At 69.7% G+C, this 15955-nt stretch carries 19 protein-coding genes; 14 read left to right on the forward strand and 5 right to left on the reverse strand.

Annotation, left to right across the window (positions count from 1 at the left end; all coding sequences use genetic code 11):
- Positions 1–29 precede the first annotated feature (29 nt).
- Positions 30–1001: a hypothetical protein gene (locus R8G01_22585; protein MDW3216794.1), complete on the reverse strand. Its 972-nt coding sequence runs from the start codon at positions 999–1001 to the stop codon at positions 30–32.
- A gap of 60 nt (positions 1002–1061) precedes the next feature.
- On the opposite strand from R8G01_22585, the gene panB reads away from it, so the two are divergent.
- From panB to R8G01_22605, 4 genes are read left to right on the forward strand one after another with little or no spacing between them, the layout of a single operon-like run.
- Positions 1062–1916 carry a 3-methyl-2-oxobutanoate hydroxymethyltransferase gene (gene panB, locus R8G01_22590; protein ID MDW3216795.1) on the forward strand — a complete coding sequence of 285 codons (855 nt, stop codon included), beginning with the start codon at positions 1062–1064 and terminating at the stop codon, positions 1914–1916.
- Positions 1917–1919: 3 nt separating this feature from the next.
- The gene (gene trmB / locus R8G01_22595) at positions 1920–2591 is read left to right on the forward strand and encodes a tRNA (guanosine(46)-N7)-methyltransferase TrmB (protein ID MDW3216796.1); all 672 of its coding nucleotides are present in this window, start codon (positions 1920–1922) and stop codon (positions 2589–2591) included.
- 25 nt (positions 2592–2616) lie between these two features.
- Positions 2617–3243, forward strand: a complete 627-nt coding sequence (locus tag R8G01_22600) for a TetR/AcrR family transcriptional regulator (protein MDW3216797.1) — start codon at positions 2617–2619, stop codon at positions 3241–3243.
- A gap of 42 nt (positions 3244–3285) precedes the next feature.
- On the forward strand, positions 3286–4098 hold the full coding sequence (locus tag R8G01_22605; protein MDW3216798.1) for a thioesterase family protein: 813 nt from the start codon (positions 3286–3288) through the stop codon (positions 4096–4098).
- 7 nt (positions 4099–4105) lie between these two features.
- Here the strand turns inward: R8G01_22605 and R8G01_22610 are convergent, their stop codons facing one another.
- On the reverse strand, positions 4106–5248 hold the full coding sequence (locus tag R8G01_22610) for a nitronate monooxygenase family protein (GenBank protein ID MDW3216799.1): 1143 nt from the start codon (positions 5246–5248) through the stop codon (positions 4106–4108).
- A gap of 288 nt (positions 5249–5536) precedes the next feature.
- On the opposite strand from R8G01_22610, the gene R8G01_22615 reads away from it, so the two are divergent.
- From R8G01_22615 to R8G01_22650, 8 genes are all read left to right on the forward strand, one after another.
- A complete protein-coding gene (locus R8G01_22615; GenBank protein ID MDW3216800.1) occupies positions 5537–5989 on the forward strand; it encodes a DUF1778 domain-containing protein in 453 nt (150 codons plus the stop codon).
- A gap of 10 nt (positions 5990–5999) precedes the next feature.
- On the forward strand, positions 6000–6767 hold the full coding sequence (locus R8G01_22620; protein MDW3216801.1) for a DUF4097 family beta strand repeat-containing protein: 768 nt from the start codon (positions 6000–6002) through the stop codon (positions 6765–6767).
- Positions 6768–6788: 21 nt separating this feature from the next.
- Entirely contained in the window at positions 6789–7964 is a 1176-nt protein-coding gene (locus R8G01_22625) for a CoA transferase (GenBank protein MDW3216802.1), read from the forward strand.
- A gap of 21 nt (positions 7965–7985) precedes the next feature.
- Positions 7986–9080, forward strand: coding sequence for a histidinol-phosphate transaminase (gene hisC / locus R8G01_22630; protein MDW3216803.1), 1095 nt, complete (start codon positions 7986–7988; stop codon positions 9078–9080).
- Complete coding sequence (locus tag R8G01_22635; protein MDW3216804.1) at positions 9077–9439, forward strand: DUF202 domain-containing protein; 363 nt, start codon at positions 9077–9079, stop codon at positions 9437–9439. Before hisC ends, R8G01_22635 begins: the two co-directional genes overlap by 4 nt.
- 13 nt (positions 9440–9452) lie before the next feature.
- On the forward strand, positions 9453–9800 hold the full coding sequence (locus R8G01_22640; protein MDW3216805.1) for a DUF202 domain-containing protein: 348 nt from the start codon (positions 9453–9455) through the stop codon (positions 9798–9800).
- A 150-nt stretch (positions 9801–9950) separates the two neighbouring features.
- Complete coding sequence (locus R8G01_22645; GenBank protein ID MDW3216806.1) at positions 9951–10514, forward strand: sigma-70 family RNA polymerase sigma factor; 564 nt, start codon at positions 9951–9953, stop codon at positions 10512–10514.
- Positions 10511–10810 (forward strand): zf-HC2 domain-containing protein, encoded by a 300-nt coding sequence (locus tag R8G01_22650; protein ID MDW3216807.1) that lies wholly within the window; start codon positions 10511–10513, stop codon positions 10808–10810. Before R8G01_22645 ends, R8G01_22650 begins: the two co-directional genes overlap by 4 nt.
- A 206-nt stretch (positions 10811–11016) precedes the next feature.
- Here R8G01_22650 and R8G01_22655 read toward each other — a convergent pair whose 3' ends face one another.
- From R8G01_22655 to R8G01_22665, 3 genes are read right to left on the reverse strand one after another with little or no spacing between them, the layout of a single operon-like run.
- Entirely contained in the window at positions 11017–11412 is a 396-nt protein-coding gene (locus R8G01_22655; GenBank protein ID MDW3216808.1) for a TerB family tellurite resistance protein, read from the reverse strand.
- A 10-nt stretch (positions 11413–11422) separates the two neighbouring features.
- Positions 11423–13528 carry a prolyl oligopeptidase family serine peptidase gene (locus tag R8G01_22660; GenBank protein MDW3216809.1) on the reverse strand — a complete coding sequence of 702 codons (2106 nt, stop codon included), beginning with the start codon at positions 13526–13528 and terminating at the stop codon, positions 11423–11425.
- Positions 13529–13563: 35 nt separating this feature from the next.
- Positions 13564–14544 (reverse strand): nucleoside hydrolase, encoded by a 981-nt coding sequence (locus R8G01_22665; protein ID MDW3216810.1) that lies wholly within the window; start codon positions 14542–14544, stop codon positions 13564–13566.
- A 38-nt stretch (positions 14545–14582) separates the two neighbouring features.
- Between R8G01_22665 and R8G01_22670 the strand changes: the two genes are divergently transcribed.
- Both R8G01_22670 and rpiB read left to right on the forward strand, forming a co-directional pair.
- The gene (locus R8G01_22670; protein MDW3216811.1) at positions 14583–15440 is read left to right on the forward strand and encodes a hypothetical protein; all 858 of its coding nucleotides are present in this window, start codon (positions 14583–14585) and stop codon (positions 15438–15440) included.
- A gap of 67 nt (positions 15441–15507) precedes the next feature.
- Complete coding sequence (gene rpiB, locus R8G01_22675) at positions 15508–15954, forward strand: ribose 5-phosphate isomerase B (GenBank protein MDW3216812.1); 447 nt, start codon at positions 15508–15510, stop codon at positions 15952–15954.
- Position 15955 lies beyond the last annotated feature (1 nt).

The raw sequence follows: 15955 nt of genomic DNA on the forward strand, positions 1-15955 counted from the left end.
GGTTCCCCTGATCTGTCGGTGGCGTCGGGTCAGACACCCCAGACGATCGGTGTCCACCTGAGGATGTCGACCGGGTCACCGTCCGCGACCTTGGTGCCGATCACCTCGAAGCGCATCAGCCGGCCCGCGCCGACGTCGGTCTGCTCCACGAGGCGATGGCGGAACTCGATCAGGTCACCCTCGTACGCGGGCCCGATGTGATCACACCCGTCCCAGCCCTGCACGCTCGCCAGCCCGGGGAGCATCCTCGTGAGGGAGGCTTGCGCCAAGCCCTGCACGTGACCGCCGTACACGAGACGACGGCCGTCGGCCGTCGTCGTGTGGTCGCGATGCACCGCGGCCTGGTTGAACGTCAGCCGGGCCAGCGGCGCTGCGAGGTCGACGTGGTCGCGCAGGGGATCGACTCGGGTCTCGTCGACCGCCCAGTCGGTCGAGATCGATCCGGCGAGGTCCCAGTCGGGCACACCGTCAGCGAGATCGGCGAGCGGTGTCGGATCGGACGGCCCCGGAATCGCATCGGCATGACCCGGCTGTCCGGGCCCACGGCCACGCACGAGCGCACACCGTTCGTACTCGACGACCGGCCCGTCGTCGGTCTCCGACGTGATGCCGAGCCAGACCTTGCCGCGGAACTGGTCGCCCTTCGGTGCCGAGTCCTTGAGACCGAGCACGGTGGTCGTCGTGCGGAGCGTCTGACCGAGCTCGACGGGCCGGAGCACTCGAACCGAGCGGTAGTACAGGTTCGCGATCGCCTGACGCGTGGCCATGGTCGTCTGACCGATCGAGTACTGCATCACGAGCGCCGGGTTGGCCAACCGTCCGGTCGATCCGGAGGCGGCACGGTATGCGGCGGCGTCGGAGGCGAGTGCGTGCTGGTCGCCGGTGATCGCCCGGTAGACCGCGTTGTCCGCATCGGTCAGTGTGATCGCCGGGAGCGGCGGCAGCGTGGCGCCCACCGTGAAGTCCTCGTAGAGCGGGCCGAGTCGCGAGGTGTCGAACATCACGCCATCGTGGCATTCGCGAGTGGCCGCGGCCCACCTCGCGCGGCCTACGGTGGACATGTGAGCGACGAACAGCGACCCTACGGCGGCGGTGCCGACAGCAACCCCGCCTTGAAACGAGTTCGGACCCGTCATTTTCAACGTGCCAAGGAACAGGGCATCAAGATCACCGGCCTGACGAGCTACGACTTCCTGTCGGCGGCGATCTTCGACGAGGCGGGGATCGACTTCCTGCTGGTCGGCGACTCCGCCGGCAACACCGTGTTCGGGTACGACACCACGATCCCGGTCACACTCGACGAACTGATTCCGTTGACCCGAGCGGTCGTCCGCGGTGCGAGCCGGGCGTTCGTGATCGCCGACATGCCGTTCGGTTCGTACGAGAACGGGCCCGACGAGGCGCTCGCCACGGCGATCCGTTTCATGAAGGAGACCGGATCGCACGCGGTCAAGCTCGAAGGTGGCGTCCGCAGCGCCAAGCAGATCAAGCGGGTGGTCCGGGCCGGTATCCCGGTGATGGGCCACATCGGCTTCACCCCGCAGAGTGAGCACGGCCTCGGTGGGCACATCATCCAGGGGCGCGGTGACGACGGCGCCGAGCAGTTGCTGGCCGATGCCCATGCGGTCGAGGACGCCGGCGCGTTCGCGGTGGTCCTCGAGATGGTGCCGTCGGCGATCGCCGGACAGGTCACCCAAGAACTCGCGATCCCCACGATCTCCGTCGGTGCCGGCCCCGAGTGCGACGGACAGCTGTTGGTCTGGAGCGACTGGGCCGGGTTCACCCGCGGCCGGATCCCGCGGTTCGTGAAGCAGTACGCCCAGATCGCCGACACCCTGCTCGCAGCGGCGCAGGAGTTCCGCGCCGACGTCGAGTCGGGCGTCTACCCGGCGCTCGAGCACGAGTACGGCGAGTAGCCGGTGGGGTCGGACCCGCGACCGGCCCACCGAGTCCGGACCTTCAAGCCCCGTCGCCGTCAGCTGACGCCGGCACGGGCTGAACTGTTCGAACGGTTGCGACCGTCGCTCTGCCTCGACGTCGAGGGCGAGCGGTTCGATCCGATCGTCGAGTTCGGGCGAGCGGCACCACTGATCCTCGACATCGGGATCGGCCACGGCGATTCGGTGACGACGGCGGCCGCCGCCGAACCCGACACCGATGTCATCGGTGTCGATGTGCACACACCCGGCATCGCGTCGACGTTGGCTCGGATCGAGTCGATGCGGCTCGACAACGTCCGGCTCGTGCACGGTGACGCGCTCCAGTTCGCCGAGCGGCTCGCGCCCGCCTCGCTCGACGGGATCCGGATCTACTTCCCCGACCCGTGGCACAAGGCGCGTCACCGGAACCGTCGGTTGGCGAGCGGGCCGAACTTCGACCTGTTCGGTGCGCTGCTCGCGTCCGGCGGCACCGTGCACATCGCAACCGACATCGTCGACTACGCCCTGCAGGTCCAGCGCCTGATGGAGGTCCGAGACGACTTCGTCGGCGGTGTGGTCGATCGGCCGGTGTGGCGTCCCGAGACGCGCTACGAGCGCAAGGGCCTCGCTGCCGGCCGAGCGGTCACCGACCTGATCTACCGTCGACGGTGAAGCCGGTGCGGGTACGGTTCTGCACATGTCGGTACCCGGATCGGTCGCAGCGCGCCGCCGCCCGCGACCGCTGCTGTCGCAGCGGGCCGAGGCCGAACTCGGGCCTCGCCACCGCGAGGTGCTCGACGACCTCGAGTCGCTGTTCTTGCGTGACGGGTTCTCCGGGTTCAGCGTCCGCGAGTTGGCGGCGCACGTCGGCTGTTCGCGACGGACCCTGTACGAGGTCGCCCCGTCGAAGGACGAGCTGGTCCTCATCGTGCTCGACCGGTTCCTGCATCGCGTCGGGCGTGATGCCCTCGATGCGATCGACACGACTCGGTCGTATGCGGATCAGATCACCGCGTACTTCCTCGGCGGGGTCGAGCTGCAGCGCCTCACCCACGTGTTCGGCGAGGACCTCGCCGACGAGGCCGCCGCCCGACGGCTGTTCGATCGCCACTACGGGTTCGTGATGGCGGTGACGGAGCAGCTCGTCGCCGACGGTGTGGCCGCAGGGGAGTTCCGCCCGGTCGAGCCGGCGGTCGTCGCGGGCGTCCTCGCCGGGACCGGCATGTTCTTCCACCAGCCCGACGTCCAGAGCGACAGCGGCCTCGACCTGCAGCACGCGATCGACGGCGCCCTCGAACTCGTCGTCCGCTCCATCCGAGCCTGACGATCACCGTTCGCGAACGGGCGCGCCTGGCACGATGCGGGGATGGGGGACTTCGTGCTCGAGACCGCGGTGACGCCGGAGGGCGACGGCGTCTGGGCGACCGAGCTGTCGACCGACTGGAACATCGGCGACAGCGCCAATGGCGGGTACGCCCTCTCGCCGGTGCTCCGAGCGGCCCGCGAGATCGGCGGGCACCCTGACCCCATCTCGGTCACCACGCATTTCCTCCGGCCGGTGCAGGGTGGGGGAGTCGGACGTGTCGAGGCGAGCCTCGTGCGGGCCGGCCGGAGCGTGTCGGTCGCCACGGGCAGGCTCCACCAGGCCGGTCGGGACCGTCTGGTCGTCAACGCCGTCTTCGGTGATCTCGAGGGGCCGGCCGATGCCGACGGCGACGAGGGTGCCCCCACGATCGAGGTGGGGCCGCCGGCGATCCCACCGCCCGAACGCTGCGTCGACCGCACCGAGCTGCTGCAGGGCGTCGAGTTGCCGATCGCGAGTCGCGTCGACGTGCGGATCGCACCGGAGCGAGCGATCGCCGGCGCATCCGCCGATGCGGTCATGGAGGGGTGGATCCGCCTGGCGGACGGATCGCCGCCGTCGACGATGACACTGCCGCTCTTCTCCGATGCGTTCCCGCCGTCGCTGTTCGCGAAGTTCGGTCGCGTGGGCTGGGTGCCGACGATCGAGCTGACCGTCCATGCCCGCCGTCGCCCCGCAGCGGGGTGGTGTCAGGCGAGGTTCGAGTGCGACGATCTCATCGACGGCCGCATGGTCGAGACCGGCACGCTCTGGGACTCGACCGGTCGCGTGATCGCTCGCTCGCGACAGCTCGGGTTGCTGCTGACCGGCGGTTGAACGGCGATCAGCCGTTCATCTGGGTGTTGAGCCGTTCGACCGACTCGATGAACTCCTCGATCATGTCGTACACCACGCGCGTGGCCGACTTCGACTCGTTCATGTTGCCGACGATCTGCCCGACGAAGTAGTTCGCGAGTTGGTTCGCTCCGCTGCCCTCGTGGTGTGCGGCCCGGTCGATCCGGCGGATGGCCCGGTCGATCAGGATCGGTTGGAGCGGCATCCCGAGGGGGTCGGGCGTGTCGGGACGGTCCCACTCCTCGGTCCAGGCGGTCTTCAACTGGCGTGCATGCTTGCCGGTGCGCGACCGTGAGCGGATCGTGTCGGCGGAGGTCGCGTGGAGGAACTTCTCCTTGACCGCCGGGTGGGTCTCGGCTTCTTCGGTGGTGAGCCACACCGATCCGCACCAGACACCTTGGGCGCCCAGCGCCATCGCGGCGGCCATCTGGCGTCCGCGGCCGATCCCGCCGGCGCCGAGGACCGGGGTGTCGCCGACGGCGTCGACGATCTCGGGGATCAGGACCATCGTGCCGATCTCGCCGGTGTGGCCGCCCGCCTCGGAGCCCTGGGCGATGATCACGTCGACGCCTGCGTTGACGTGCCGTTCGGCGTGCTGTGCGGCGCCGGCGAGCGCGCCGACGAGGCGACCCTCGGCCCGCACGCGTTCGATCATGTGGGCCGGCGGCGGTCCGAGCGCGTTGACGATCAGGCAGGGTCGGTGCGCGAGCGCGATCTCGAGCTGCACGTCGGCCCGATCGGCGGAGAACGGGGCGTTGTCGCCGCCGCCCCCGACGAGACCCCCGGCCCCTGCGTCGTCGGGGAGGTCGGGGACGTCGTACCTCGCGAGGATGTCGTCGACGAACGCCCGGTGCTCGTTCGGGATCATCGCCACGAGGTCGCTCAGCTTGATGCCGCCCTCGTCGGAGCCGGCGTACTTGGCCGGCACGATCAGGTCGACGCCGTAGGGGCGGTCACCGATCTCGTCCTCGATCCATTCGAGGTCGATCTCGAGCTGTCGATCGCTGTGGCCGACGGCGCCGAGCACCCCCAGCCCGCCTGCCTTCGACACGGCGGCGACCACGTCGCGACAGTGCGTGAACGCCACGATCGGTACGTCGATGCCGAACATCTCGGTGATGGCGGTCTGCATGGATTCGACGGTACCAGTCGGCGCCGACCGGTACCGGGCCGGAGGGGGTTGACATCGATGATGTCGCTATGACATCATGATGACATCACTACGACATCATTCGGGGTTCGGCACGGGCCGGTCCAACGAGTGGTCACGACGAGGACGAGACACCATGTACGAGAGTCATCCCGATCTGCTCAGAGTCCTGCACGACCAACGGGTCGAACGGTTGCGACGCGACCGGGACGCCGGCCGGACGCGGACGCGTCGCCGCGCCGGCACGAGCCGCCTGCGCCGGGACCGCTGATGCAGGTCCAACCGATCCTCAACGGGCTTCGCGCCTCGCTCGAGAGCCAGCGATCGCTGGCGGGTGGCGATGCGGCGATCGACGACGCGGTGGTCTGGCTGACCGAGGCGCTCGGCCCGGCGCTGCGGATCGCCGCGCTCGAACTGGCGCAACAGGCCGCGGTCGAGGTCGCGGCGCAACTCGACGACCGCGACATCGATGTCGTCGTGGTCGACGGCGACCCGAGCCTCCGCGTCGCCGCACGATCCTCCCAGGGCCGGCTCGAGGCGACCGCCGAGGAGTTCGATGCGCGGATCACGTTGCGCCTGCCTCCCTCGCTCAAGAACCTGATCGAAGAAGCGGCCAGCACCGACGGCGGTTCGGTCAACGGGTGGGTCGTCGACGCGCTCAGCAAGCGGGCGAACAAGCCCGACGCGCGGGGGCGTCACGTGACCGAGGGGTTCGACCTGTGAGCCTGTCGGCATGAATCGCCGCGAGGAGTTCAGCGTCGGCGATCGCGCCGCGATCGCCGTCGAGATCCGGACGGGATCGGTCGAGATCCGCGCCGGTGCCCCTGGTCGCATCGTGGTCGCGCTCGACGGACCCGACGTCGACCGTTGGGACATCGCCCAACTCGGCGACTCCGTGTCGGTCGAGTCGGCACGGGGCGGGTGGCGTTCCCGGTCGACCCGCGTGTTGGTCGAGGTGCCGGTCGGCACCGACGTCGACGTCAGATCCGCATCGGCCGATGTCGCGCTGTCCGGCGAATTCGGAGCGACGCGGATCAAGTCGGCCTCCGGTGACGTCCGCGTCGGATCCGCAGCGCGACTCGACATCGACACCGCGTCCGGCGACGCGTCGGCGACGGCGGTCGTCGCCGCCACGTCGTGCAACACCGCATCCGGCGATGTCGAACTGGGCCACGTGGGTGGGCGTCTGATGGTCAGCACCGCGTCGGGCGACGTTCGCGTCGCCGCAGCCGACGACGACGTCGAGATCGGCAGCGCGTCGGGTGACGTGCGGATCGGTCGGTGTGGCGGGTCGAACATCACCGTGAAATCGATCTCCGGCGATGTGGTCGTCGGGCTGCCACCCGGGATCCGCGTCGAGCCCGACCTGACGACCCTCAGTGGCAGGACCCACCTGCCGAAGCCGTCGCGGAGCAGCTCCACCGAATCACGCAGAGTCGTCCGCGTCGGACTGCGAACCGTGTCCGGCGACATCACGATCCGACGGGTCGACGAGCCGTGACCGCGCACTAGGTTGCTCGCCGTGCAGCTTCCGTTGGACGGCATCCGAGTCATCGACCTCACGTCGGTGGTGATGGGGCCGGTCGCGACGCAGATCCTGGCCGATCAAGGTGCGGAGGTGATCGCGATCGAGGATCGACGTGGCGACACCAACCGATCGATGGGCGCCGGTGCGCACCGCGAGCTCTCGGGGGTCGCGATGAACCTGTTGCGGAACAAGCGCAGCGTCGGCCTCGACATCAAGTCCCCGGCCGGGTACGAGGCGCTCGGTCGGCTGGTCGCGACCGCCGACGTGGTCGTCACCAACCTGCGACCCGGGTCGAGGTCGCGGGCGGGCCTGACGTACGAGCGGCTCCGCGCCTTCCGGTCCGACATCGTCTTCTGCGCGGCGGCCGGCTATCCGGTTGATCACGAACTGGCCGACGCCCCGGCGTACGACGATGTGATCCAGGCAGCCACCGGCGTGGTCGACCTCAACCGACGGATCGGCCTGCCCGAGGTCCTGATCCCGACCCTGATCGCCGACAAGTCCGCCGGCCTCGTGATCGCCAACACGGTGCTCGCAGCGCTCGTCAAGCGCGGCCGCACCGGCGAGGGATCCGACATCACCGTCGCGATGACCGAGGTGATGCGCGCCTACCTGCTGGTCGAGCACGGTGTCGGTGCCGTGCTGGAGCCGGCGCAAGGGCCCGCCGGGTACCCGCGAATCCTCAACCCGGACCGCCGCCCGCACCCGACCGCCGATGGGATGATCAGCGTCCTGCCGTACGACCAGCACCACTACGAGACGCTGTTCCGGCTCGGTGGGCGTGAGGACCTGATCTCCGATCCGCGGGTGGCGACTCGTCGATCCCGAATCGAGAACGGCCCGTCGCTGTACCAGGAGGTCGCCGCCATCCTGGCGCAGCGGACCACGGCCGAATGGCTCGAGGTGCTCCGCCCGGCCGGCCTGCCGATCGCCGAGGTCGCGTCGCTCGACGATCTGATCGATGACCTCCCGGTGGTCGAGCATCCGCACGCCGGCAGCTATCGGATCACCCCGCCGCTCACCGGCGTCACGGCGACCGCCGACCAGGTCCGCCGTCACGCCCCGCTCCACGGCGAACACAACCGCGAGGTGCTCGCCGAGGTCGGCTACACCGGCGCCGAACTCGACCTCCTCGAAGCCGACGGCGTCCTGTTCGAAGGCTTGCCCTGACCGGGCGCTACGGTCCGTGAGGTGAGCTCTCAGCAGATCGGACGTCCCCGCTCGGTGGTGGCAGACCTTCCGGCCTATCGACCGGGCAAGGGTGCTGCGCAGGCCGAAGCCGAACACGGCATCACGCACGCCATCAAGTTGGCGTCGAACGAGAATCCGACGGCGCCGCTCGACCCGATCGTCGCCGCCGTGTGCGAGGCCGCGGTCGGTGTCAACCGCTACGCCGACCATCGGGCGACCGCGGTGCGCGAAGCGATCGCGCGACGGCTCGGCGTCGATGCGTCGATGGTGACCGTCGGTTCCGGGTCGTCGGGCATCCTCCAGCAGCTGTTCTTCAGCTACGTCGACCCGGGCGACGAGGTCGTGTATCCGTGGCGGTCGTTCGAGGTGTACCCGGTGTTCACGCAGCTGATGGGCGGCACGTCGGTGCAGGTGCCGCTCGCATCCGACCTCGGACTCGACGTCGACGCGGTGGTCGGTGCGGTCACCGATCGCACCAAGCTCGTCGTGATCGCGACGCCGAACAACCCGACCGGTGTCGCCGCCACCACCGCCGAACTGCGCGGGCTGATCGAGCGCGTCCCGACGGGCACGATCGTGTGCATCGACGAGGCGTATCGCGAGTTCCTCGACCCCGGCTTCGGCGACCCGATCGCGGACCTGCTGCCCGACTTCCCGAACGTCCTGGTCACCCGCACGTTCTCGAAGGCGCATGGTCTCGCCGGGCTGCGGGTCGGATACGCCATCGGTCACCCCGACGTGATCGCGACGATCGACACGACGATGTTGCCGTTCACCGTCAACGCCCTCGCCCAGGCAGCTGCGCTCGCCGCACTCGAACTCGACGACGAGATCCGTGGTCGGGTCTCGTCGATCTTGGCCGAGCGCGCCCGGGTCGAGGTCGAGCTCGCCGCCGCCGGTTGGACGTTCCCGAACCATCAGGGCAACTTCGTCTGGCTGGCCACCGGCGAGCGCACCGACGAGATCGCGCTCGCGCTCGAGCGGCAGGGTGTGGTCGTGCGCCCGTTCGGTGGCGAGGGTCTCCGTGTGACCATCGGGTCGGCCGACGAGAACGATCGGTTCGTGGCAACGCTCGCAGCGACGGCCGCGCCGTGAGACGGGAGCTGTTCCCGGGAGACCCCCGGTCGGTCGGTGACGATCCGGACTACCGCTTCTCGCTCGCCAACGAGCGCACGTTCCTGGCGTGGATCCGGACGGCGCTCGCGCTGGCCGCAGGCGGGCTCGGTGCGGTGACGATTCTCGACGACTTCCCGGGCGAGGAGTTCCTCGGGATCGGCTTGTTGGCCCTCAGCTTCCTCACCGCCGCGAGCGCCTATCGGCGATGGGCGCTCAACGAGCGGGCGATGCGGCTCGACGAGCCGCTCCCGCCGTCGCGGTTGCCGATGCTGATGGCCGTCGGGGTCGCCGTCGTGGCCGTGGCCGCAGCCGTGCTCTTCGCGGCCGACGTCTCGTGACCGTCGACGCATCATGAACGGTGACCGGCCCACCACCGTCTTCGACCCCGGTCTCCAGCACGAACGAACCGCGCTCGCCTGGGAGCGGACAGCGATCGCTTCGATGGTCGCCGGCGTGCTCATGGCGAGGTACGCAGCCGGCGAGTTGCATCCGTCCATGGCGGCGATCGGCATCGCGCAGGTCGTGTTCGGGGCGGTGCTCCTCGTGTGGAGCGCACGTCACTACGACGACCTGCACGGTCCGTTGCGGGCCGGTGCGTCGCCGATCCACCCGAGCGCGGCGCGCGTCGTCGGCATGGGCGCGATCATCTTCACCGGTGCGGGGCTGGTGCTCGCCGTGATCATCGTGGTCGCGGCGTGACCGAACCGCGAGCCGGCGACGGCGACGCGGAATACCGGCGTGTCGTGTCGGGGTTCCGTGCGCATGCGAAGCTGGAACCATGCGACCGGTGCTGACGACCGTGGCAGCCGCCGGTGAGACGTGCCCACCGCAGTGCTGGAGTGCGCCTCGGTGAGCCGCGAGGGAGACGCCGCCTTCGAGCAGTACGTGCTGCCCGAGGTCGAGGTGATGATGCGGGTGGCCCAGTCGTTGACGCGCAACCGAGCCGACGCCGAGGATCTGGTGCAGGACTCGCTGGTCAGGGCGTACAAGGCGATCGACCGGTTCGACGGCCGATTCCCGAGGGCGTGGTTGCTCACGATCCTTCGCAACACGCACATCAACCGCAACCGTCGTCGGCGCCCCGAATTGCTCCGGGATCCGGACACACAGCTCGAACGGCTGGGGCAGTCACCCGAGACCGAGGAGGCGACGCGGCCCGACCGGTTCGTCGACCTCGAGTTCGACGCCGACCTCGAAGCGGCGTTGGCGACGCTGTCCGAACCGTTCGCCGAGGTGATCGAGCTCGTCGACCTGAACGGGTTGGCGTACGCCGAGGCGGCCGAGGTGCTCGGCGTTCCGATCGGCACGGTGATGAGCCGGCTGCATCGCGCCCGCAAGAAGATCCGGGGTCAGCTCCGACGCACCGGTGTCGCTCCGACGCACGACGACATGGTCACAGGGAGGCAGTCATGATCCGCTCGACGATGCGACGACTGACGTTCGGCCGGTGGCCCGATCTCCGACCGGGCGAGCCGATGACGTGCCCGGAGGTCGGTCGGCTGCTGCAGCGGTTCCTCGACGACGAACTCAGCGACGACGTCGACGCCGCGATGCTCTCGCAACATCTCGAACTGTGCCGTCGGTGCGGGCTCGAGGCCGAGACGTATCGGAGGATCAAGGCAGCATTGGCGAGCCGTCGTGCCGAGGTGCCCGAGGAGTCGATCGAACGTCTCCGGGCCTTCGGTCGCCAACTCACCGACGGCCGCTGAAGCCAACGCTGCGCCTACACAGCGCCATTCGCCGAGACGTTCCCGCCACACCAGGTGTGGCTCACAGCGCGGTCGCGTGGTGTTGCGGTGCTACGCGGCGCTCAGGCTCCGTCCCGACAAGGCAGCAGTAGCGAACCCGTTCTCGCCGCACCAGACGTACGTCGCGAGAGGTCGCGTGAAGTGTGCGGAGCTGAGCCGGGACCGGCTCAGGCGAAGCGGACGGCGATCTCGGCGAGAATCGATCCCTCCTCGGGCGATACCTCGTCGTCGATGCCGGCGACCTCGCGAGCCGCCGAGAACAGCGCACGCCGGAGCACCCGACTGCTGATCCGGGCATCGATGTCGTCGATCAGTTCGACGACCTCGTCCTTGGTGATCGCGTCCTGCGCTCGGACGATGGCCGGTCCGAGGTACTTGTCGAACGTGAAGTCGCCGTCGCGCCAGTCGTCGGAGATGTCCTTGATCGCATCGATCTCCGACTGGTCGAGGACGCGGTCGGCCGCCATGACGAGCGCCAGGAGTTCGAGTGCCGCGGTGTGCTCGAGATCGGCGTTCGCGTGGACGGCGACGCCGCGGTACAGCTCGTGCAGGCGGTCGTTCATGCGACCGAACCTAGTTGCCGCGGGCCTCGCCGAACGACCGACGCAGGAAGTCGAGCTGGTGGAGCAGCAGGTTCTCGGCCACGATCTCCTGCGGCGTCATGTGCGTGACGCCGACCAGTGGCAGGACCTCGTGCGGACGACCCGCCGCGAGGAGCGCCTGCGAGAGCTGCAGCGTGTGTGCAGCGACGACGTTGTCGTCGGCGAGACCGTGGATCAACAACAGCGGCCGATCGAGTTTCGGAGCGAGCGGGAGCAGCGAGTTCGCGTCGTAAACATCGGGCCGTTCGTTCGGATCGCCGAGGTAGCGCTCGGTGTAACAGGTGTCGTAGAGGCGCCACTCGGTGACCGGGGCGCCGGCGACGGCGGCGTGGAACACTTCGGGTCGTTCGAGCACGGCGAGGGCCGAGAGATAGCCACCGAAACTCCACCCGCGGATCGCGACCCGATCGAGATCGAGTTCGGGGTGTCGCTCCGCCGCGGCGTGCAGCGCGGTCACCTGGTCGTCGAGCACGCCGGTGGCGAGGTCGTGCAGCACGGCACGCTCGTAGTCGGTGCCGCGTCCTGGCGTGCCGCGTCCGTCGGCGACCACCACGGCGAAACCCTGGTCGGCGAACCACTGCGATGCGCAGAACGCGTTGTGGGACCGGACCACGCGCTGCGCGTGCGGGCCGCCGTACGGGTCGAGGAGCACGGGGAGCGGCGAGCCGTCGTGGTCGTGGGGGAGCAGCACGGCGGTGGTCGGCGTCGAGGCGGTGTGCGCCATCACGCGCACGTTGGGTCGGACGAGGGGCCGTTCGGCGTGTGAGGCGAGGGTGCCGCCGCCGGGCAGTCGCCACCGGGCGCCGGGCTCGTCGGCGGTCGCCGAGCGCAGCACGACGGTCTCGCCGCCCACCGCCGCGGCATGGACCCCGAGCCCGTCGGTGATCGCCTCGAAGCCGTCACCCGAGGTCCAGCGGTACACGTGCTGGACCGACGCGTCGTCGAGCGGGTTGCCGGTGGCGACGACCCGGTCGGCGGTGGCGTCGACGACCGCCCGAATCTGGACGTCGCTCGGTGAAACCGTCCGGTCGCCGATCAGGAGTCGGCGGGCGCCGTCGCGTTCGGCGCACATCACCGCGGTGCCGTCGGCGATCAGTGAGCAGGTGCCGGGGACGAGTTCGACCCACGCGTCGTCGTGGTCGGTGAACGCGACCGCCGTCGCCCCGGTCGATGGCTCGACCGTGCGGACCTCGAGATCGTGCTGATCACGCGAGAGCACGGTGATGGCGAGGCCGTGCGTGTTCCAGTCGACCTTGGCGAGGTACTCGAACGCGGTGCGGTCCCATTCGACCTCGATCGGGTCGCCGCCGTCGACCGGGCACAGGTGGAGGCTGACCTCGGGGTTCGGGGTGCCCGCAGCCGGATACCGCACCGCGTTCGGCACCGAGCCCGGTTCGGCCGGATTGGAGATGTGCCAGACCTGCACCGGGGCGTCGTCGACGCGGCAGGTCGCGATCGTCGCGCCGTCGGGGCTCCACCAGAACCCCCGGTAACGGTTCATCTCCTCGGCGGCCACGAAATCGGCGCTGCCCCAGCTGACCGTGTCGGGTTCCCCCTCGGCCGGGCCGGTGAGACGGGACGCGACGGCATCGAGGTCGGTCACCCAGAGCTCGCGACCGCGCACGTAGGCGATGCGGTCGCCATCGGGGGAGAGGTGCGGGTCGAAGACCGGGCCGGGCACGTCGAGGTGTCGGGTGGTCGCCGCGCCCCCGTCGGCGAGATCGGCGAGGAAGAGTTGACCGGCGAGCGAGAACGTGACCCTGGCGCCGTCGCGGTCGATCGCGTAGCCGGTGATGCCGCCGGCGCCCTCACGCATGCGCTCGCGCCGGGCGCGCTCCTCGGGCGGGAGGTCGACGTCGTCGACGGCGATCTCGGACATGGCCGCGGCCGGGTCGACGAGCAGTGACTCGGCCCCGGTCGTCGGGTCGGCGCTCCACAGGCAGTTGACGGGATCGGCGCCGCCCCGAGAACGGGCGAAGATGACACGCGAACCGTCCCGGGTGACGGTGAGGTCCCGTGGCTCGCCCAGGGTGAGCCGTTGTGTGCGTGCGTACTGACGGGGGAATGAGTCGGTCACGTCGGCGACGCTAACGCCTCACCGCCGACGCTCGATCAGCCGTCGAGCTGTTCGTGTCGGCGCGGCGCGGACCGGTCGCCGGCCGCCGCCAATGCGTCGAGCACCACCTGCCATGCCGCCGCGTCGTCGACGTGTTCGAGCACACGGACGTTGGGCGGTTCCCGGTCGCTGATGTCACGACGGTCGATCGCCGTCATCCCGGTCGTGTGGCGACCGGTCGTCTCGACGACGACGTGCCGGTCGACCGACTCGAAGAGCTGGGGGTGGGTCAGCGCCATGACGGCGAGTGGGTCGTGGAGCGCCGCGCCGCGGATCACGTCGTGTCGGCTGATGTAGTTCTTCGAGAAGAAGCGGAACAGGTCGGTGATCAGATCGGTGAACGGCGCTCCCATGGCCGCGACCTGATCGATGCGGTCGGGCGTGATGAGGAACTGATGGGTCACGTCGAGCCCGGCCATCGTGATGTCGGCGCCGCTCCCGAACACGATCGCCGCCGCGTCGGGGTCGGCCCAGATGTTGAACTCGGCGAGCGGCGTCCGGTTCCCGAACGTGCCGCCACCCATCAGCGAGATCCCGGCGATGTGGTCGACGAGGTCGGGTGCGGATCGCATCGCCAACGCGATGTTGGTGAGCGGGCCCGTCGGCGCCAGCCAGGTTCCCGGCCGGGCACGACACGTGTCGATGATGAACCCGACGGCGTCGACGCCGTCGGCGCCTCGCGACGGGACGGGCAGTTCGGCACCGTCGAGCCCGCTCTCGCCGTGCACGAAGCCGGCGAACTTGGGTTCGGCCACCAAGGGGCGATCTGCGCCCGAGTGGACGGTGGTGTCCAGACCCAAGGCGTCGCGAACGACACAGGCGTTGTACGTGGTGCGATCGAGCGGCGCGTTGCCGGCCACGGTGGTGATGCCGGCCAGGTCGGTGCAGTGGGCGGCGACGACGATCGCGATCACGTCGTCGTGACCGGGATCGCAGTCGAGGATCACCCGCGGCATCTCGGAGGAATCATGGGGCATGCCGATCAGCTTCGCGCGCGGCATGCGACCATGGAGTGGTGAACATCCCCCGATCACCGGTCCGTCTGGCCGCACTCGTCGTGTGCGTGGTCGCCGCCGCGAGCGGATGCTCGCGCAGCGACGAGCTGACCGCTCCGACCGCCTCCGGCGTCGACACCTCGAACGGGTCCCCGGCGACCGCGCCGGCGTCGCCGCCAAAGACGTCGCCGACATCGTCGCCGTCATCCGGTGCGAGCGACGGGGTGGGCGGCGACGGCGCGGAGACGTCCGACGACGGCTCGGCGCCGGTGAGCCTGGTCACGACGCCGCCGGTGACGGTCGTCGACATCGACGAGGTGGGCGTCCCGGGGCTCGACAGCGACGACGTGTTCTGTTCGGCGTGGAGTCGGTTCGCCGGCTCGTTCCAAGTCGTCGCCGTCACCGCCGCGTTCGGGTCGGGGCCTCCGGACCAGCTGGCGTCGTTGGAGGTCGCCGCCGCCCCGACGGTCACGGCGGCCTACGAACAGCTCGTCGAGAACTGGCCCGACGAACTGGCGTCGGAGGCCGATCTGGTCGCCGATGAGTTCCTCGGGCCGTTCGCCCGTCGTCTGCAGGCCGCCCGCGCGGCGTTGAGCGACGTCGGTGCCGATGACGACGTGATCGTGACGATCGAGCAGGCCTGGCTCGCCGGGCTCACACAACGTGACCCGACGACACCCGAGTTCGTCGTCGACCTGCCCGACGACGTGTGGGCGCTGATCGACGACGCGGCGAACTCGTTCGCACAGCAACGTGTGCCGTTCGGCCAGGACCCGAGTCTGGTCACCGACGTGCAGACCCCGCTGACCAGTGAATACCTCGCCGTTTCCTGTCCCGATCAGGGCACGTTGAGCGGCCAGGAGGTCGAAACCCCCTGACCGCGCGTCCTGACGATTCGTCAAGCCATTCGAATCGGTTCGGTGCCCGCTCGTACACTCGGCGTCCGTGACGCGCATCGCCTTCGGATCCGACCACGCCGGCTACGAGCTCAAGCAGCACCTGATCGACCGGCTGTCGGCGGCGGGTCACGAGATCGTCGACTGCGGGACCGATTCGACCGAGAGCGTCGACTACCCCGAGTTCTGCGCCGCCGCCGGCCGCAAGGTGCGAGACGGCGACGCTGATGTCGGGATCGTGCTCGGTGGCAGCGGTCAGGGCGAGCAGCTCGCCGCCAACAAGGTGCGCGGCGTTCGCGCGGCCCTGTGCAACTGCCTGTACACCGCCCGGATGGCCCGTGAGCACAACGACGCCAACGTGCTGTCGATCGGGGCACGCGTCGTCGGCGTCGGTCTCGCCGAGGAGATCGTCGACCTGTTCCTCACCACCGACTTCGAGGGCGGTCGCCATGCCCGCCGCGTCGACCAGATCACCCAGCTCGAATCCCAGTTCTGAC

Source organism: Ilumatobacteraceae bacterium (assembly GCA_033344875.1).
In the GTDB taxonomy this organism is placed as follows: Bacteria; Actinomycetota; Acidimicrobiia; order Acidimicrobiales; family Ilumatobacteraceae; genus Ilumatobacter.